Annotated in this window: 21 protein-coding genes; 5 read left to right on the top strand and 16 right to left on the bottom strand. The window is 40.5% G+C overall.

Features of this window, described 5'->3' with window-relative positions:
- Positions 1 to 9: 9 nt before the first annotated feature.
- The 10 genes from B7697_RS07520 to B7697_RS07465 all read right to left on the bottom strand — a co-directional run bounded on the left by B7697_RS07520 (position 10) and on the right by B7697_RS07465 (position 7,651).
- A complete protein-coding gene (locus B7697_RS07520; protein ID WP_000062200.1) occupies positions 10 to 720 on the bottom strand; it encodes an ABC transporter ATP-binding protein in 711 nt (236 codons plus the stop codon).
- Complete coding sequence (locus tag B7697_RS07515) at positions 720 to 1,484, bottom strand: ABC transporter ATP-binding protein (protein WP_001185997.1); 765 nt, start codon at positions 1,482 to 1,484, stop codon at positions 720 to 722. Before B7697_RS07515 ends, B7697_RS07520 begins: the two co-directional genes overlap by 1 nt.
- Positions 1,484 to 2,440 (bottom strand): branched-chain amino acid ABC transporter permease, encoded by a 957-nt coding sequence (locus B7697_RS07510; RefSeq protein WP_000662290.1) that lies wholly within the window; start codon positions 2,438 to 2,440, stop codon positions 1,484 to 1,486. The genes B7697_RS07515 and B7697_RS07510 overlap by 1 nt, the downstream gene beginning before the upstream one ends.
- 3 nt (positions 2,441 to 2,443) lie before the next feature.
- The gene (locus B7697_RS07505; RefSeq protein WP_033677574.1) at positions 2,444 to 3,313 is read right to left on the bottom strand and encodes a branched-chain amino acid ABC transporter permease; all 870 of its coding nucleotides are present in this window, start codon (positions 3,311 to 3,313) and stop codon (positions 2,444 to 2,446) included.
- Between the two features lie 220 nt (positions 3,314 to 3,533).
- Positions 3,534 to 4,694, bottom strand: a complete 1,161-nt coding sequence (locus B7697_RS07495; protein WP_084951090.1) for an ABC transporter substrate-binding protein — start codon at positions 4,692 to 4,694, stop codon at positions 3,534 to 3,536.
- A gap of 77 nt (positions 4,695 to 4,771) precedes the next feature.
- A complete protein-coding gene (locus tag B7697_RS07490; protein WP_000462122.1) occupies positions 4,772 to 5,047 on the bottom strand; it encodes a YlbG family protein in 276 nt (91 codons plus the stop codon).
- A gap of 78 nt (positions 5,048 to 5,125) precedes the next feature.
- A complete protein-coding gene (clpP, locus tag B7697_RS07480) occupies positions 5,126 to 5,716 on the bottom strand; it encodes an ATP-dependent Clp protease proteolytic subunit ClpP (RefSeq protein ID WP_000613475.1) in 591 nt (196 codons plus the stop codon).
- A 173-nt stretch (positions 5,717 to 5,889) separates the two neighbouring features.
- Positions 5,890 to 6,519 (bottom strand): uracil phosphoribosyltransferase, encoded by a 630-nt coding sequence (gene upp, locus B7697_RS07475; RefSeq protein WP_061454502.1) that lies wholly within the window; start codon positions 6,517 to 6,519, stop codon positions 5,890 to 5,892.
- Positions 6,520 to 6,607: 88 nt separating this feature from the next.
- Complete coding sequence (locus tag B7697_RS07470; RefSeq protein WP_000136973.1) at positions 6,608 to 7,075, bottom strand: deoxycytidylate deaminase; 468 nt, start codon at positions 7,073 to 7,075, stop codon at positions 6,608 to 6,610.
- Between the two features lie 18 nt (positions 7,076 to 7,093).
- Entirely contained in the window at positions 7,094 to 7,651 is a 558-nt protein-coding gene (locus B7697_RS07465) for a TetR/AcrR family transcriptional regulator (protein ID WP_000004136.1), read from the bottom strand.
- Between the two features lie 124 nt (positions 7,652 to 7,775).
- On the opposite strand from B7697_RS07465, the gene B7697_RS07460 reads away from it, so the two are divergent.
- Genes B7697_RS07460 through B7697_RS07450 form a run of 3 tightly spaced genes read left to right on the top strand, consistent with a single transcriptional unit; the run spans position 7,776 to position 10,421 of the window.
- A complete protein-coding gene (locus tag B7697_RS07460) occupies positions 7,776 to 8,621 on the top strand; it encodes a DegV family protein (protein ID WP_024057020.1) in 846 nt (281 codons plus the stop codon).
- A 57-nt stretch (positions 8,622 to 8,678) separates the two neighbouring features.
- Entirely contained in the window at positions 8,679 to 9,851 is a 1,173-nt protein-coding gene (gene aao / locus B7697_RS07455) for an aminoacetone oxidase (protein WP_023947244.1), read from the top strand.
- 48 nt (positions 9,852 to 9,899) lie between these two features.
- Positions 9,900 to 10,421 carry a DUF1697 domain-containing protein gene (locus B7697_RS07450; protein ID WP_020903482.1) on the top strand — a complete coding sequence of 174 codons (522 nt, stop codon included), beginning with the start codon at positions 9,900 to 9,902 and terminating at the stop codon, positions 10,419 to 10,421.
- A 41-nt stretch (positions 10,422 to 10,462) separates the two neighbouring features.
- On the opposite strand, the gene B7697_RS07445 is transcribed toward B7697_RS07450, so the two are convergent.
- Positions 10,463 to 11,203 (bottom strand): MerR family transcriptional regulator, encoded by a 741-nt coding sequence (locus B7697_RS07445; RefSeq protein WP_033685220.1) that lies wholly within the window; start codon positions 11,201 to 11,203, stop codon positions 10,463 to 10,465.
- Between the two features lie 340 nt (positions 11,204 to 11,543).
- On the opposite strand from B7697_RS07445, the gene B7697_RS07440 reads away from it, so the two are divergent.
- Positions 11,544 to 12,884, top strand: a complete 1,341-nt coding sequence (locus B7697_RS07440) for a sodium-dependent transporter (protein ID WP_084951088.1) — start codon at positions 11,544 to 11,546, stop codon at positions 12,882 to 12,884.
- 40 nt (positions 12,885 to 12,924) lie between these two features.
- On the opposite strand, the gene manA is transcribed toward B7697_RS07440, so the two are convergent.
- The 3 genes from manA to B7697_RS07425 form a co-directional block, all read right to left on the bottom strand.
- On the bottom strand, positions 12,925 to 13,869 hold the full coding sequence (gene manA, locus B7697_RS07435; RefSeq protein ID WP_084951086.1) for a mannose-6-phosphate isomerase, class I: 945 nt from the start codon (positions 13,867 to 13,869) through the stop codon (positions 12,925 to 12,927).
- A gap of 120 nt (positions 13,870 to 13,989) precedes the next feature.
- Positions 13,990 to 15,429: a 6-phospho-beta-glucosidase gene (locus B7697_RS07430; protein WP_084951084.1), complete on the bottom strand. Its 1,440-nt coding sequence runs from the start codon at positions 15,427 to 15,429 to the stop codon at positions 13,990 to 13,992.
- Positions 15,430 to 15,637: 208 nt separating this feature from the next.
- Complete coding sequence (locus tag B7697_RS07425) at positions 15,638 to 15,898, bottom strand: SemiSWEET family transporter (RefSeq protein ID WP_001291472.1); 261 nt, start codon at positions 15,896 to 15,898, stop codon at positions 15,638 to 15,640.
- A gap of 326 nt (positions 15,899 to 16,224) precedes the next feature.
- On the opposite strand from B7697_RS07425, the gene B7697_RS07420 reads away from it, so the two are divergent.
- Positions 16,225 to 16,569: a lipopolysaccharide assembly protein LapA domain-containing protein gene (locus B7697_RS07420; RefSeq protein WP_000913393.1), complete on the top strand. Its 345-nt coding sequence runs from the start codon at positions 16,225 to 16,227 to the stop codon at positions 16,567 to 16,569.
- Between the two features lie 165 nt (positions 16,570 to 16,734).
- Here B7697_RS07420 and B7697_RS07415 read toward each other — a convergent pair whose 3' ends face one another.
- The gene (locus tag B7697_RS07415) at positions 16,735 to 17,082 is read right to left on the bottom strand and encodes a VOC family protein (protein WP_001052644.1); all 348 of its coding nucleotides are present in this window, start codon (positions 17,080 to 17,082) and stop codon (positions 16,735 to 16,737) included.
- 154 nt (positions 17,083 to 17,236) lie between these two features.
- The gene (spxB, locus tag B7697_RS07410) at positions 17,237 to 19,012 is read right to left on the bottom strand and encodes a pyruvate oxidase (RefSeq protein WP_000191819.1); all 1,776 of its coding nucleotides are present in this window, start codon (positions 19,010 to 19,012) and stop codon (positions 17,237 to 17,239) included.
- Between the last annotated feature and the right edge of the window lie 108 nt (positions 19,013 to 19,120).

Here is a 19,120-nt window from a genome sequence, read left to right as displayed (position 1 = left end):
CGGACCTTTTTAGCCACCTAGATATGCTTTTCTGACTTCTTCTGATGAAGCGAGTTCTTTTCCTGTTCCTGATAGAACGATTTTCCCTGTTTCCAATACATAGCCTCGGTCAGAGATTGCGAGTGCTTTATTGGCATTTTGTTCAATCAAGAGGACGGTTGTTCCTTGTTTCTGGATGTCTTGAATGATATCAAAAATCTCTTGGATAAAGATTGGGGCAAGTCCCATTGATGGTTCATCTAAAAGAAGAAGTTTTGGTGTTGACATGAGGGCGCGTCCCATGGCAAGCATTTGCTGTTCTCCCCCTGAAAGAGTAGCTGCATCTTGGTTCTTCCGTTCTTCAAGACGAGGAAAGCGTGAGAAAACTTTCTTCAAGTTGGCTTGATTTTCTTCACGATTTTTCTTTAAGAAAGCTCCCATTTCAAGATTTTCCATAACAGTTAAGCCAGGAAAGACGTGGCGTCCTTCTGGAACTTGTGAAAGACCACCTGCCACGATTTTTTGAGCTGGCATTTTTTGGATTTCTTGACCTAAAAATTCAATCTTTCCTGAACTCGGTCTAACCAAACCAGACAAGGTACGGAGAATGGTTGTCTTACCTGCACCATTGGCACCGATAAGGGAAACAACCTCTCCTTCATTTACTTCAAAGCTTACATCACGGACTGCTTGGATCATACCGTAATGCACAGAAAGATTATCAACTTTTAACATAGACATTAGGCTTCACCTCCTAGATAAGCTTCGATAACGCGTTTATTGGTCTTAATTTCGTCTGGAGTTCCCTGAGCAATCAAACGACCATATTCAAGTACGTAGATACGTTCTGTCACTTCCATGACCAGATTCATATCGTGTTCAATCAGCATGATCGTAATCTTAAATTCATCTTTGATACGACGAATTAACTCAGTCAATTCGGCTGTTTCCTGTGGGTTCATACCTGCTGCTGGTTCATCTAAGAAGAGAATTTTAGGTTCCGTAGCGAGGGCACGAACAATTTCCAAACGACGTTGTTGTCCATAGGCGAGGTTTTTAGCAAGAGTCTCTGCATCACCATCTAAATCAAAAATTTTCAGCAATTCCAAAGCCTTAGCCTTTAATTCTTTTTCACTCTTGTAAAAAGCTGGTAAGCGTAAGAAACTAGCAAAAACATGTTGTTTGTGATGGTTGCCAAAAGCAATCAAAACATTGTCCAAAACTGTTAAATCTTTAAAGAGACGGATATTTTGGAATGTACGTCCAAGTCCCAAAGAAGCAATCTTATAAGGTGACTTTCCATTCAAAAGGTGACCATCTAGTGTTACTGTTCCCTCACTTGGTTCATAAACACCTGTCAAGAGATTGAAAAGGGTGGTTTTACCAGCTCCATTTGGACCGATTAGTCCAACCAATTCCCCTTCGTTCAATTCAAGAGTCACATCTCCAACAGCTGTTAGACCGCCAAAATGTTTGGTTAACTGTTTTACTTCAAGTAATGCCATTAGTTTTGTTCCTCCTTCTTAGATTTTTTAAAGAAACGTGATAGGCTCAATTCCCATGTCCCAAGTAGTCCACCTGGTCTGAAAATCATTACCAATACCAAGGCCAAAGCATAAATAATCATACGCACACTAGCAACATCTTGGAGAAGCATATTCAAAATTCCAAGAACAATAGCTGAAACAATAGCACCTGTAATGGAACCAAGTCCACCAAAGACAACAATGATCAAAACGTTGATTGAGTTGATGAAAGTGTAATCTTTCGGTACAACTGAACCGATAAATCCTGCCTGAAGTGACCCTGCAATACTTGCAGTAATGGCACCAAAGACAAAGGCGATGATTTTAATTTTAGTCGTATTAACCCCAACTGACTCAGCAGCAATCTCGTCCTCACGAACAGAGAGGGTTGAACGACCAATTGGGCTACGCAAGAAGTTCAAGGTTGCAATGGTTGTAATCACGACAAAGAAGTATACCATTTGCCAAGTTGTAAAGTTTGGAATTCCCAAGATACCTGCCGCACCGTTTGTAAGGCTTCCACCATTGATGATAAAGATACGGATAATTTCAGAAACCCCAAGAGTCGCTACCGCAAGATAATCCCCCTTCAAACGCAAGGTTGGAATTCCGACAAGTAAGGCAACTGCTCCTGAAAGTAAAGCCCCTACCAGCATAGCTCCAAAGAAGGCACCGTAGGTTGGTGATTTAGAACCAATAATAGCTGCTGCGTAGGCACCAATCGCCATAAAACCAGCATGCCCAAGTGAAAATTGTCCTGAAAAACCAACGATTAAGTTGAGACCAACAGCCAGAATAATATTAATTCCGATTTGTTGTAAAATCTGTACATAGAATAGATTGAGTACTCCAACTGAAACCAGTACACTAATCAAGCCATATCCAGCTAACAAAAGGAGTAACCATAGAATATTAACTTTTAAATTTTCTTTCATCGTTTACACCTTCTCTTTCACATTTTTACCAAGGATACCAGCTGGACGGACAATCAAGATCAACAACAAGATTCCATAAACAATGGCATCACGGAAGTCTGACATTCCAAAGGCTGTCGCAAAGGTTTCCAATAGACCAATTACAAAGCCACCAAGAGCCGCACCAGGAATAATTCCGATACCACCAAGTACTGCGGCAACGAAAGATTTAAGACCTGGAGTAACCCCCATCAAAGGCTCAAGAGAGTTATAATAAAGCGCAATCAGAACACCAGCCGCACCCGCAAGGGCAGAACCCAAAGCAAAGGTAAAGCTGATAGTACGGTTTACATTGATCCCCATCAATTGTGCTGCATCGCTATCTACGGATACTGCACGCATGGCTTTCCCCATCTTAGTCTTTTGGACAATGACTTGTAACAAAATCATCAAAATCAAGGAAATGGCCAAAATCATTAACTGCACATTTGTTAGGCTAATTGGTCCCAAATCATAGCGAACTGTTTGAATCGCTTGAGGGAAGGCACGGGTATTGGCACCAACCAGATAGACCATTCCATACTCTAATAGGAAAGAAACCCCAATAGCTGTAATCAAAACAGCAATACGAGTAGAGTGGCGCAAAGGTCGGTAAGCAAGAAACTCAATTACGACACCAAGGACGGCTGTCGCTAGCATCGCTACAATAAGTGCTACAAAGAAATTCATTTGAAAAGAATTAATCAAGAAATAACCGATAAAGGCTCCCATCATATAAATATCACCGTGGGCGAAGTTGATGAGCTTGATAATTCCGTAAACCATGGTATATCCTAGGGCTAACAGCGCATAAACACTACCTAGAATCAAACCATTTACTAGTTGTTGGAGCATAAGATTCACTCTTTCTATTTATAATTTCGAGGGTTTTCCCTCACTTTTTATAAGTTCTTATACTCAATAAAAATCAAAGAGCAAACTAGGAAACTAGCCACAGGCTGTACTTGAGTACGGCAAGGCGACGTTGACGCAGTTTGAATTTGATTTTTGAAGAGTATTAAACATCGAAACAGGGAGTGAGTCAAAGGCTCATTCCCTATTTCAACATTTTCTATTATGGTTTTACAACTTCTGCTGCTTCAACCTTACCATTGTTCATGGTCATCATGTAAGCAGTTTTGACTGTGTTGTGGTCTGCATCGAAGCTTGTTTGACCAGTTACACCTTCAAAATCTTTTGTTTTAGCAAGGTTATCCTTGATTTCGCCAGAGTTTTTAGCACCTTTTGCTGCGTTTGCTACAAGGTGAACTGAGTCATAAGCCAAGGCTGCAAATGTTGAAGGCTCTTCATTGTACTTAGCGCGGTAAGCATCAAGGAAAGCTTTTGCTTTAGCTGAAACTTCTACAGTAGTTGAGAAGCCTGAGATAAAGTAGATGTTTGATGCTTTTTCAGCAGTTGCTTGTTGTACAAACTCTTCACCGTTGAATCCATCACCACCAACGATTGGTTTGTCAATTCCCATACCACGCGCTTGGTTTACAATTTTACCAGCTTCAGTGTAGTAACCAGGAACAATGATCGCATCAAAGTCTTTCCCTTTCATTTTTGTAAGGGCTGCTTGGAAGTCTGTATCACCTGCTACGAAAGTTTCATCTGCAACGATTTCACCCTTGTATGATTCGCGGAAAGATTTAGCAATACCTTTAGCATAGTCACTGGCATTATCAGTGTAAAGAACGACTTTCTTAGCTTGCAATTTCTCAGTAACATAGTTTGAGATAATTTTTCCTTGGAAGCTATCTTGGAAAGTTCCGATAAAGAGGTAATCTTGACCTTTAGTCAATCCATCTTGAGTCGCACTTGGCGAAATCAATGGAACACCAGCTTTTGTAGCGTTCGCTACCGCAGCTGCAGTTGCACCAGATGTCGCAGGTCCTACGATTGCTGATACTTTAGATTGGGTTACAAGGTTAGTTGTTACTGAAGCTGCCTCAGCTGTTTCAGACTTGTTATCTTTATCAACTACTTCGATTTGTTTTCCATCGATACCACCTGCTGCATTGATTTCATCAACAGCAAGTTGGGCACCTTTTTGTTCAGATGTTCCGTAGGCTGCTACGGCACCAGTTTCTTCAAAGTTAAATCCAATTTTGATTGTCTTTTCATCTACTGAATTACCAGCAGCGTTTGACGCTCCAGACTTCACTTCTCCACAGGCTGCAAGAAGTGCTACACTTGCAAGCGCCACAAACGATAGGGCAAATTTTTTCTTCATCTTTTTTGTCTCCTTATTCTTAAATAAATAGCATGTTAAGAATATACCGAATTATCAGAAAATTGTCAACACTTTTCTTAGACTTTTTCGATGATAACGTTTTCCTCTCGATAAAGATTGCCCACAAAGGGTGTTTCCAACTCTTGGATATGACAAACTCTAACTTTTTTTATAAATTTTTCCTTGCCCAAGCGCCCGACCAATTGCTCCACTTCTTGAGTTGGAACATAAAGCTGTAAGTAACGATGTTTCTTGGAATGATAGGTAATATCTCCATAATCCTGCAGTTTTTTGGCATCACGATTATAGTAAAGATAGATAATCAAGCCAGATCGATTGACTTTTTCAAACATGATAAATCCTCTTTCTAAGAAATCTCTCCCTATTATACCAAAAAAAGCAAACCCAGTCGAGTTTGCCTTCTATCACCATTAATTCAATGAATTGTTGGCCATGATTTCATCAATAAAGCCATATTCAAGTGTTTCCTGGGCGCTCATCCAGTTATCTCGTTCTGCATCTGCATGGACTTTTTCGATTGACTGACCTGAATTTTCAGCCAAGATTTTTTCCAAAGTATTACGAGTTTTAAGCAAGTGTTCTGCAGCGATCGCCATATCGGTTTGCTGAGTACCTCCACCTGTACCACCCATTGGTTGGTGGATCATATACTCTGCATTTGGAAGCATGAAACGTTTGCCTTTTGCTCCACTTGATGCAATGACCGTCCCCATAGATGCTGCCATTCCCATAACAATGGTTTGGACATCGGCCTTGATAAAGTTCATGGTATCAACGATTGCCAAACCAGCTGAAACGGAACCACCAGGTGTATTGACATAAAGGTAAATATCTTTTGTACTATCTTGGGCATCTAAGAAAAGCAATTGGGCAATAACAGAGTTAGCCATATTGTCTTCAACTGGGCCTGTCAGCATAATGATGCGGTCTTTGAGAAGACGTGAGTAAATATCGTAAGAACGTTCTCCACGGCTTGTTTGTTCAATAACTACAGGAATCATTTATTTCTCCTTTTGAGTTTTAATTTTGTTGGTCAAATGACTGAAGATAAGACTATTATAATATCTTGGTCAAAAAAGGTCAAATTTTTGCTCTGTTTTCATCAGACAGAAACAAAAATTCAACCTCCTTTCGTGACTGGAGCTTCTTTTCCAAGTCATTCTTCTTTTCGATCTTATTTCGTACCGAACAAGCGGTCTCCAGCATCTCCAAGACCTGGAACGATATAACCGTGTTCGTTCAAGCGTTCATCCAAGGCTGCTGTAAAGATTTCTACATCTGGATGAGCTTCTTGAAGGGCTTTAACACCTTCTGGAGCAGATACAAGGCAGACAAATTTGATATTTGATGCGCCACGTTTTTTAAGAGAATCAACAGCCAAGATTGCTGAACCACCTGTTGCCAACATTGGGTCTACTACAAAAATTTGACGTTGGTCAATGTCCTCAGGCAATTTCACCAAGTATTCAACTGGTTGAAGCGTTTCTTCATCACGGTACATACCGATGTGACCAACTTTAGCGGCTGGAACCAAGCTCAAGAGACCATCAACCATCCCGATACCTGCACGCAAGATTGGAACGATAGCCAATTTCTTACCTGCCAATTGTTTTTGAACTGTTTTTGTGATTGGTGTTTCGATTTCCACATCTTCTAGTGGAAGATCACGAAGTACTTCATACCCCATCAACATTGCAATCTCATTTACTAGCTCACGAAAAGCTTTTGTAGAAGTATCTGTACGACGCAAGATTGACAATTTGTGTTGAATCAGTGGATGATTAATAACTTCAATTTTTCCCATTTTTGGAATTCCTTCTTTCAATTTATTCTTCTTATTATACCAAAAAACGGTTTAAAAATCTTTCTAAACCATTTATTTTTGATAATTTTTACATTAAATCAGCCTCTTTAAGAGCTGCCTGTACTGTCTCAAGTGGTAGATGGGTCAATTCTGTTCCTTTTTCTTGATAAAGGTATTGGGCATAGTCGTCCATTCGGTACTGATTAATATAAACCACGCGCTTGCAACCGACCTGAAGCAATTGTTTGGTGCAATTCAGACAAGGAAAATGGGTCACATAGGCTGTAAAGCCTTTAGGAACACCACGTTCTGCACCTTGAAGGATTGCATTGACCTCGGCATGAAGGGTGCGAACACAGTGACCTTCAATGACCAGACATTCGTGATCAATACAATGCTCGGTACCTGACACCGAACCATTGTAACCCGTGGAAATAACCTTATTATCCTTTACCAGAATCGCGCCTACTTTGGCACGCTTACAAGTGGAACGATTGGCAATTAATAGGGCTTGAGCTGCAAAATACTCATCCCAGGCTAGTCTTTTTTCAGTCATCTCTTTTCTCCTTTTTATCTATTTTTTAAAAAATGGTAAGCGTAAATCCGCAATCTTTTCAGCAGGTACCTTCATGCCATCCTTGATCCATTTTAGGAGAACAGAGACAATGGCCGAACTCCAGAAGGAATGAAGATAAGAGCTGACACCTTTTGATTTTCCATGGTATTTTTCCAGAAACTCCTGCATGGCTTGGACAAAGATTTTTTCCAGATGGTAATCCAAGGCCAACTGAATCACTCTGGCTTCCTTTCTTGCTTCTCGGAAAAGGTGAACCCAGACCAGATAAAGGTCTGTCTTTAAATCATAATGGTGCAACTGTTCCATAATATTGTGGACAGTTCGTTTAAAGACGCTCTCTAAAATTTCCTCTTTGGAATCATAATTGCGGTAAAAGGCCGCACGCGAAACGCCTGCACGTTTGACCAATTCAGAAATACTAATCTTGGTCAAATCCTTTTTTTCCAAGAGCTGCAAGAGGGCTGTTTCGATGGCTTCTCTAGTTAATAAATTGGATTCTTGGTTTGATTTTCTGAGATTTTCAAGAGACTTTTCAGAGATTCTACGTTCAGACATAACATTTTCTTTCTACTTGTCACAACAGACGGATGAGGCTTTTGTTTCAAGGGTTTTCATGATATAATTGTAAAAAAAGACAGAACCTTTGTCAATGTATAACTGACAAAGATGGAGAATTTCTATGACTTGGAAGATTATTGCTGACTCTGGTTGTGATTATCGTCAGCTGGCAAGACCAGCTATTGACACGACCTTTGTAAGTGTGCCCTTAACCATTCAAGTAGCTGATCAGGTCTTTGTTGATGATGCCAGTCTTGACATTGACCAAATGATGGAAACCATGTATGCAACTGCAGAAGCTTCAAAATCAGCTTGTCCAAGCCCAGATGATTATTTGCGAGCATTTGAAGGAGCCAAAAACATTTTCCTAGTAACCATCACTGGTACTCTTTCTGGAAGCCACAATAGTGCTCAACTAGCAAAAAATATTTATCTGGAAGAACATCCTGATACTAAAATTCATATAATTGATAGTTTGTCTGCTGGTGGGGAAGTTGACTTGCTCGTAGAAAAAGTGAATGACTTGATCGACCAGGGCTTATCTTTTGAAGAAGTGGTTGAAGCTATCACCGCCTATCAAGAAAAAACCAAGTTACTTTTTGTCCTAGCTAAAGTCGATAACTTGGTGAAGAACGGCCGTTTGAGCAAGCTTATCGGTACGGTCGTTGGCCTTCTCAATATCCGTATGGTCGGAGAAGCTAGTGAAACTGGAACTCTCGAATTGCTACAAAAAGCACGAGGACCAAAGAAATCAGTTCAAGCTGCCTATGATGAAATCATTAAAGCTGGATATGCTGGTGGCCGTATTGTCATGGCTCAACGTAATAACGAGAAATGTTGCCAACAGCTTTCAGACCGAATACGTGAAACCTTCCCACAGGCGGATATTAAAATTCTCCCAACATCTGGTCTCTGCAGTTTTTATGCAGAAGATGGTGGTTTGCTGATGGGGTATGAAATTGATTAATTGCATTCTTGACAAGAGGTGACTTCATCTCTTGTTTTTTTGTGGTACAATAGAGCTATGAAACATTTTGATACTATCGTCATTGGTGGAGGTCCTGCTGGTATGATGGCTACGATTTCCAGTAGCTTTTATGGACAGAAAACCCTCCTCATCGAAAAAAATCGGAAACTTGGAAAAAAATTAGCTGGTACTGGTGGGGGACGTTGCAATGTAACCAACAACGGAACTCTAGATGACCTACTAGCTGGCATCCCTGGAAATGGGCGCTTTCTCTACAGTGTCTTCTCCCAATTTGATAACCATGATATCATTAATTTTTTTACAGAAAATGGTGTTAAACTTAAGGTCGAAGACCACGGACGCGTCTTTCCTGCTAGTGACAAGTCTCGGACCATTATCGAGGCCTTGGAAAAGAAAATCACTGAACTCGGTGGTCGAGTTGCTACTCAAACGGAGATTGTTTCGGTTAAAAAGATAGACGACCAGTTTGTCCTTAAGTCCGCAGACCAAACCTTCACTTGTGAGAAACTCATTGTCACAACTGGTGGGAAATCCTATCCCTCTACTGGTTCGACTGGTTTTGGTCACGAGATTGCCCGTCATTTTAAGCATACCATTACCGATCTTGAAGCCGCTGAAAGTCCTTTGTTGACAGATTTTCCACACAAGGCCTTGCAAGGAATTTCATTGGACGATGTGACCCTAAGCTATGGTAAGCATGTCATCACTCACGATTTGCTCTTTACCCACTTTGGTTTGTCAGGCCCTGCTGCTCTGCGTATGTCCAGCTTTGTCAAGGGCGGAGAGGTTCTCTCACTGGATGTTCTACCTCAACTTTCTGAGAAAGACTTGGCTACATTTCTAGAAGAAAATCGGGAAAAATCTCTAAAAAATGCCTTAAAAACTTTACTTCCAGAACGCTTGGCAGAATTTTTTGTGCCAGGCTATCCTGACAAAGTCAAACAACTGACTGAAAAGGAACGCGAACAACTTGTCCAGTCTATCAAGGGACTTAAAATTCCTGTAACTGGTAAAATGTCCCTTGCTAAGTCCTTTGTTACCAAAGGGGGCGTCAGTCTCAAGGAAATCAATCCCAAAACTCTAGAAAGTAAGCTGGTACCTGGACTCCACTTTGCTGGCGAGGTACTGGATATCAATGCCCACACGGGTGGGTTTAACATCACTTCTGCCCTCTGTACTGGTTGGGTGGCGGGATCAAACCCAATCTAAATCTGAATTATTTAATGGCTAAATCAGCCCCAAAAGAAAGGAAGTCCTTTGGAACATATTATCTTGTTAAGGGGAGTTACTCCTAATGGAAAAAATGCTATCCCTAAAATGTCTTATCTAGTAGATATCTTAACAGAAGCCGGTTTTCAACAAGTTCGAACCTATATTCAAAGTGGGAATATCATTCTTGAAAGTGATTTAGATTTAGAAGAAATACGAGAATGTGTTCATACTCTGATAAAGGAAAAAATTGGGGCCGACTTAAAAATGGTTATCAAGAACAAAAGTGATTTTAAAAAAATTGTCCAAGAAAACCCGTTTGGAGAACACTATCTTTATGACCGTATACATGTGATTTTTTATCAAGAATCTATTCAAAGTCTCCCTTTAGAAAAATTGAAAATTGATTACGGTGAAGAAGAAATTTGTATCGGTAACCATTGTCTTTACCTCTATCTCCCTAGAACTGCAAAACGAAAAAAGCTCAGTACCAACTATCTTGAAAAGCTTTTTAATGTAGATTTGACCATGCGAAAACTAAATGTAGTAGAAAAATTATTAAGCAAGTAGTGCTTGAATTTAGTAAAAATCGGAAGAATGCTCCTCCGATTTTATTTTGTCTGAGTTTGGACATAATAGGCAATCACATCTGATGTGTACTGGGCTGTTCCAGGTCCAAATTTGTCAATGTTTTCCTTAAATTCTGGGTTGTAGACGTAGCCTTTACCGATATAACCAAATACCTCAATAGAGCAGTCAAATCCATAAGTACGGATGGCTTGCAAGAGTTTAGCGGCTTCTTCTTGATTTTCGGTTGCTGTTACAGGTAGACCAGCTTGAAGATTTTGTGACAAGGCTCGAAAGACTTGATTGAAGGCAGCCGTAGCTTCGTCTTCGTGACCTTTTTGGCGCTCCAGCGCTTGGTCCATCACATCTTGTCCATACTTCTCTACCGCCTCTTGGTGGTATTTTTGATGGTCTTGATAGTTAAATCCTGCGAATTTCTCTTGAATGCTCATTTCTCTTTCTCCTTTTTGTTCTTGAATGGTTTTTTGCAAGGTGGAAATCAAGGTATCCAGATGTTGCCTTTCTCGAGTCAAATAGTCCAACTGTCTAGTCAAGTGAGGCAATAAATCTGATTTATCTTCCTTTAACAGCTCTGCTATTTTTTCTAAAGAAAAACCTAGATATTTGTAGTAAAGAATGACCTGAAGGCGTTCCAAATCCTCCTGACTGTAGGTTCGATAACCGTTTTCTAACTTTAAAGGAACTAAGAGTCCTATCTTGTCGTAGTGATGCAGGGTCTTGACAGAGACACCCGAAAGCTGGGCAGCTTCTTTTATATGGTACATGATTTCCTCCTTATACTCAATGAAAATCAAAGAGCAAACTAGGAAGCTAGCCGCAGGCTGTACTTGAGTACGGTAAGGCGACGCTGACGTGGTTTGAATTTGATTTTCGAAGAGTATTACATTGATAGTATAACCCCTCCCCCTAGGTCAGAGTCAAGCGTTTTTGCGAAATTTTTTACTTTATCATAACATGAAAATGGTTTTCTTGACAGACCTTAGAAAACATGATAGGATAGTCAAGTCTATCAATCAAAAGAAAGGCTCATTTTGAGTACTGATGAGGCTATTTGCCAAGGGCAGTAGCTTTTTCTTTTGTAATACTAATTTTAGGAGTTTAACTATGTCTGAAAAATCGCAATGGGGTTCTAAACTGGGCTTTATCCTAGCATCTGCTGGTTCAGCCATCGGACTTGGTGCCGTTTGGAAATTCCCCTACATGACTGCTGCTAATGGTGGAGGAGGCTTTTTACTTGTCTTTCTCATTTCCACTATTTTAATTGGTTTCCCCCTTTTGCTGGCTGAATTTGCTCTCGGCCGAAGTGCTGGTGTCTCAGCAATCAAAACCTTTGGAAAACTCGGCAAGAATAGCAAGTACAACTTTATCGGTTGGATTGGTGCCTTCGCCCTCTTTATCCTCTTATCTTTCTACAGTGTTATTGGAGGATGGATTTTAGTCTATCTAGGCATTGAGTTTGGAAAATTGTTCCAACTTAGCGGAACTGGTGATTATGCTCAATTATTTACTTCAATCATTTCAAATCCAGCCATTGCCCTAGGAGCTCAAGCGGCCTTTATCTTATTGAATATCTTTATTGTATCACGTGGGGTTCAAAAAGGGATTGAAAGAGCATCGAAAGTCATGATGCCCCTGCTCTTTATCATCTTTGTCGTCATCATCGGTCGTTCTCTCAGTTTGCCAAATGCCATGGAAGGGGTTCTTTACTTCCTCAAACCAGACTTTTCAAAACTGACCAGTGCTGGTCTCCTCTATGCTCTGGGACAATCTTTCTTTGCCCTTTCACTAGGGGTTACAGCCATGCTGACATATGCTTCTTATTTGGATCAGAAAACCAATCTAGTCCAGTCAGGAATTTCTATTGTAGCAATGAACATCTCGGTGTCCATCATGGCAGGTCTAGCCATTTTCCCTGCTATGTCAGCCTTCAATATCCAATCTGAAGGGGGACCGAGCTTGCTCTTTATCGTCTTGCCTCAACTCTTTGACAAGATGCCTTTTGGAACCATTTTCTACATCCTTTTCCTCTTGCTCTTCCTCTTTGCGACGGTCACTTCTTCTGTCGTCATGCTGGAAATCAATGTGGGCAATATCACCAACCAGGACAACAGCAAGCGTGCTAAGTGGAGTGTTATTTTAGGAATTTTGACCTTTGTCTTTGGAATTCCTTCAGCCCTATCTTATGGTGTCATGGCAGATGTTCACATCTTTGGGAAGACTTTCTTTGACGCTATGGACTTCTTGGTTTCCAACCTCCTCATGCCATTTGGAGCTCTCTGCCTTTCACTTTTTACAGGCTATATCTTTAAAAAGGCTCTTGCAATGGAGGAACTCCATCTCGATGAAACAGCATGGAAACAGGGACTGTTCCAAGTCTGGCTCTTCCTTCTTCGTTTCATCATTCCAATCATCATCATCGTTGTCTTCATCGCCCAATTTATGTAATTAAAAAGGACTTGAGTAGTAAACTCAGGCCCTTTCTTTTTTATGGATGGCTAACAATCAATTCCAAACCTTGCCCTTCCAAGGTCCAAGCTTCAACATCACTTGGTAGGATAAAGTGGCTACCTTTTTGGATTGGATAGTTTTTCCCATCAACAGTCAGTTGACCTTGGCCAGCTAAGACACTAAACAAACTGTAGTCAGCTGTCTTTTCAAAGTCAACTTTTCCAGTTATTTCCCACTTGTAAACTGCAAAGAAATCATTCGAAACAAGTAAGGTCGAACGCAAATCATCAGCTTTGATAGTCACAGGACGGCTATTGGCAGGCTCTCCAATATTCAAGACATCGATAGATTTTTCAAGGTGAAGTTCACGCAAGTTGCCATTATCGTCCTTGCGGTCAAAGTCATAGACACGGTAAGTGGTATCGCTAGACTGCTGGGTTTCAAGAATTAAGATGCCTGCCCCGATAGCGTGCATGGTGCCACTTGGTACATAGAAGAAATCTCCAGCCTTTACAGGAACTTTTGTCAATAAGGCATCCCAGTTCTTGTCCTCGATTTGCTGGCGGAGTTCTTCTTTTGACTTGGCATTGTGACCATAGATAATCTCTGAACCTTCATCCGCAGCGATGATGTACCAGCATTCTGTTTTTCCAAGTTCGCCTTCATGCTCGAGTCCGTAAGCATCGTCTGGATGAACTTGAACACTGAGCCAGTCGTTAGCATCCAGAATCTTAGTCAACAGTGGAAATACAGGTTCTGGACGATTGCCAAACAATTCACGGTGCTCTGCATATAAAGTAGCAAGATCTGTTCCCTCGTAGCGACCATTGGCAACTTTAGAGACACCATTTGGATGGGCTGAGATGGCCCAATATTCTCCGATTTTTTCACTTGGGATGTCGTATCCAAACTCATCACGTAGCTTGGTACCACCCCAGATTTTTTCTTGCATAACTGATTGTAAAAATAATGGTTCTGACATGTCGATCTCCTGTCTGATTTTTCTCCCCTCATTATAGCAAAAAAAGAGTTCCAGTTGAACTCTTTTTCACATCTTATAAAGTAGGGAGAAGATTTTATAAAAATAGTGAATAAATGTGATCTACTCAATGATTGCACCATTGCTAGCAATGACATCCTTGTACCAGTAGAAGGATTTCTTCTTGCTACGTTTGAGGCTTCCATGACCAGCATTATCTCGATCCACATAGATAAAGCCATAGCGCTTGTTCATTTCGCCTGTTCCAGCTGAAACCAGATCGATACAGCACCAAGTCGTATAACCAAGCAAGTCAACTCCATCTTGGTAAATGGCATCTCGCATAGCCTTGATGTGAGCTTCTAAGTAAGCAATCCGATAGTCATCTGCTACATAACCATTTTCATCCGGTGTATCCATAGCACCGAGTCCATTTTCTACGATGAACATAGGCTTTTGGTAACGATCCCAGATGGCATTGAGGGTGATGCGAAAGCCAAGTGGGTCAATCTGCCATCCCCATTCTGAGGATTCAAGATAAGGATTTTTGAGAGAGGCAAAAACATTTCCAGCAGTTAATTCTTTAACTTCTGGATCACCTGAGGCTACTAGACTTGCATAGTAAGAGAAGGAAACAAAGTCAACAGTATTGTCCTTCAACAACTCTAAATCTTCTGCAGTCATTTGAATCTCGATTCGCTCACGCTCCCACTGCTTCTTGGCATAGTTTGGGTATTCCCCACGCGCTTGAACATCAATGAAGAAGTAACTCTTGCGGTCTTCCTCCATGGCTGCCCAGTAGTCTCTTGGATGGGCTGTGTTAGGATAGTATTGCCCTGCAGCCAACATACATCCCACCTTATTTTCTGGGTCAATTTCGTGGGCAATCTTTGTCGCAAGAGCTGAAGCTACCAACTCATAGTGTGCAGCCTGATATTTAACCAGTTCTTGATTTTCTCCTTCTTCAAAACAGAGCCCAGCTCCCATAAAGGGGGCATGGAGAATCATGTTGATTTCGTTGAAGGTAAGCCAATATTTGACCAAACCCTTATAGCGGGTAAAGAGTGTGCGACAAAGTTTTTCATAGAAGTCTAACATCCGACGATTGCGCCAACCACCGTACTCTGTAATCAAGTGCATAGGACAGTCGAAATGAGTGATAGTCACCAGAGGTTGGATACCATACTTGTGGCACTCCTTAAATAAATCCTCATAAAAGGCTAGACCAGCTTCATTTGGCACTGTTTCGTCGCCCTTAGGAAAAATCCGAGTCCAAGCAATGGATAGACGATAAGTCTTAAAGCCCATTTCCGCAAAAAGGGCAATATCTTCCTTGTAATGATGGTACATATCAATAGCTTGCTTGGCTGGGTAAAAATAGCCCTCCTCAAACGAAAACATCTTTTTCTGACCTGTGATAATGGCTTCACGATCTGGACCGATGGGGACGACATCCACATTCGCCAATCCACGACCTTCTAAATTATAAGCACCCTCACACTGGTTGGCAGCTGTCGCTCCGCCCCACAAGAAACCATCCGGAAAAGTCAGTTTTTCGGTCATAACTCTACTCACTTTCTTATTTGCTTGTTCATTTACTTATATTATAACTTATTCTGTAAACCTTTTCTTATAAAATACTGTGACATACTGATACTATTCTACTATTTAAGTTTATCAGATTGTTTTTTAAAAAATTATCCTCTAGAAAAAGTAAATAGCCTCCCCTGAAACAAAAAAGAAGACTGAAAACTAGTCTCCTCTGTTCCTTTTAAATCAAAGCTGTAATAACCGTCACTAGGCCAAAAATAATACCTGGTGCATTAGCTGCTGCAAGGGGGATATCTCTTTCTTTTTTGAAAAGACCGTAGTAAACCCAGAGACTACAGTTGATGGCAGCAACCAAGGGCTGGATGAAATTTCCTTTTTGACCAGCCAGATTGTTCATGATTTGTGGGAAGTAAGACACATACATCATAACAGACATAAAGGTCGCTACCCAACCTAAAATTTTCATTTGTTTTTCAGACATTTTCAAAACCTCTTTCATTTTTACTGAATCTTATTTTAAAATATTCTTTCAAAACAATCAAGTCTTTAAAACTTTTGTTATAAAGATATAAACTATCACAATCTTGTTATAAGAAAGAGGGAACAGAAAAAAGACCGAATTGCTCCGTTCTGTTTACTCAATCAAATATTAGAAAATGAATACTCCTTTTCAATGAATCGATTGATTGATGGTAAATAAGCCGTTAGAAATTATTGACAGTATCGAAATTTTCTAGTAAAATGAATTTTGTTAATACCTAAATGGTGTGTAGTTTTCTATCAACATAGTCAGGAGAAAAGGAACTTATGCTAAAAAAATTTAATGAATTGTCACTGAAAGATAAGGCTTATCTAATTGGCGGTTTGAGCTTATTAGTCATTGTGATCTCATTTGGTCTACTCAATCGTCAAACAGTAACTGTCAGTCTTGTCTTTACACAACTATCTGCTCCCTTGATTTTGGTGATTTTTACTTGTCTAGTAATCGGGATCATTGCTGGTAGTGCTATTGGTATTAGCTATCACCATAACAAGACTCAAGATCTGAGAAGCCGCATTGCTGAAGCAGAAGCGACTATCAATATAAAAGACAGGGAGCTTGTCCAGTACGAGGAACAGGTGCAACAATTAAAACAGGAAGCCAAACAATAAGTGTAGAAATCATAACCACCCGTGAAAACGGGTGGTTTTTTGTCTCGCACCTAACGGAGCGAGACGGACTGAAAGTCGCATAAATACAAAAAAGATCGAATTGCTCCGATCTTTTTAAGTTTCACTCCAAGAATGTTTAGATAAAAAATTTGATAATAGAATTACCTACTTCATACGATAAAAATCAATCACTAGACCAGCAGGCCCTTTAACTAATAAGGACTCTGTTCCCCAATCGGTTACAGTTGGTCCGTTTAAAACCTGGATACCAAGTTCTTTCAACCGTTGGTAATTCTGGTCTACATCCTCAACCTCGATATGAAGAATGATTCCTGACTGAAAATCTTCCAAAGGAATCAAATGATTTTGGGACAACATCAGACAGTGACTGCCAATCGTAAACTGAGCAAAACTGTCATCAACATAATCGGATTTTTTATCCAAAATACGCTCCAAGTCAGCACAGACTTGTGGAACATCGGAAACGATAATATCTAATTGATTTAAATTCATTTACTATCCTCCATAAAAAGACCGGATTGCTCCGATCTTTTTAAGTTTCGCTCTAAGAAAATCAAAGAATAAACAAGGCATCGAACCGCAGGCAGTACTGAAGTACGGCAAGGTGAAGATAACACAGTTTAAATTTGATTTTCGACGAGAGGAATTATTTAATTGCGCGTGATTGCAAACCTTCTTCTTCCAAGAAGAGGCGGAATGGTACGAGTTCTTCTGCTTCGTATTTTTCCTTGAAGTCTTTGATTGCTTCTTCTGAGTGAAGTTTTGGATCCAATTCAAGTACTTCTACTGGAAGTGGACGGTGTGGAGTGATGCGAGCATCGATCACAACAGTTTTACCTTCTTTGTTGAGTTTAACAGCTTCTGCAACAACTGCATCGATGTCTTCGATACGGTCAACTGTAAATCCTACAGCACCTTGAGCTTCAGCGATTTTCGCATAGTCAGCATTAGGGAAGTCACAACCAAACAAGTGTTTGTTTGTGTCTTCGTATTTGTCCTTGATGAAGGCATATTTACCATTTGAGAAGACAACGTTGATAACTGGAAGGTCGTATTGAACGTTTGTGATAACGTCTGGGTAGCACATGTTGAATGCACCGTCACCCATGATGTTCCATACTTGGCGATCTGGATTGTCTTTCTTAGCAGCGATACCACCAGGAAGGGCAATACCCATTGTCGCAAAGAGTGGAGATGTCCGCCACATGTTCTTAGGTGTCATGTGAAGGTGACGAGTAGATGTTTGAGTAGTGTCACCTACGTCGATTGAGTAGATAGCGTCTTGATCAGCATGTTTGTTGATTGCATTGTAAACTTGATACAATTGCAATTCACCCTCAGTTTTACCTTCGATTTTGTTCATGTAATCACGCCAGTTTTGGTTGTTCTTAACGTTTGCACGCCACCATGGAGTAGATTCAACTGGGTTCACTTTGTCAAGGATAGCTTTAGCTGCTTGACCTGCATCACCAAGGATTGAAGCGTCTAGGGCATGACGTTTACCAAGTTTGTAAGGGTCGATATCCACTTGGATGAATTTTTCAGTATTCTTGAATGCTTGGTAAACTTCAGCAAATGGGAAGTTTGAACCAAGGAAAAGAACTGTGTCTGCTTCAAAGACCACTTCGTTGGCTGGCTTCCAACCAACACGGTAAGCAGAACCTGTCAAACCTTCATAGTTCCATTCAAAGGCTTCAAAGTTTTTACCAGTTGTGATGATTGGTGCTTTGATTTTACGTGACAATTCAGTAATCACTTCACCAGCTTTAACACCACCGTAACCAGCATAGATAACTGGACGTTCAGCATTGTTCAAGATTTCAACAGCTTTGTCGATTTCAACTTCGTTCAAAGCAGGAGCGATGAATGAACGTTCGTATGAACCTGAACCGTAGTATGAATTTTCGTCGATTTCTTGGAAACCGAAGTTTACTGGGATTTCAACAACAGCTGGACCTTTTTTAGAAACTGCAGCACGGCAAGCTTCGTCGATTACTTTTGGCAATTGCTCAGCGTAAGCTACACGTTTGTTGTATACAGCGATACCGTTGTACATTGGGTTTTGGTTCAATTCTTGGAAAGCATCCATGTTGAGTTCGTTAACTGGACGTGATCCAAGGATTGCTAGGAATGGAGTGTTATCCATAGCTGCATCGTAAACACCGTTAATCAAGTGAGTCGCACCTGGACCACCTGAACCAACTGCAACCCCGATTGAGCCGCCGAATTTAGCTTGCATAACCGCTGCAAGAGCACCTGTTTCTTCGTGACGAACTTGCAAGAAGCGGATATCTTTGTCTTCAGCCAAAGCATCCATCAATGAGCTGAGTGTTCCTGATGGGATACCGTAGATTGTGTCTACGCCCCATGTTTTCAATACATTAAGCATTGCTGCAGATGCAGTAATTTTCCCTTGAGTCATAATGATAACTCTCCTTCAAATATTTTTAAATCTACTAAAAAAGGTTTCATATAGTTTTTGAAAACGTTTCAGTAAATTTTTACAATACTAATTTATCACATTTATTTT

It is taken from the genome of Streptococcus mitis, from assembly GCF_002096895.1.
GTDB lineage: Bacteria > Bacillota > Bacilli > Lactobacillales > Streptococcaceae > Streptococcus > Streptococcus mitis_AH.
This window is presented reverse-complemented; position numbering and strand designations above follow the sequence as displayed.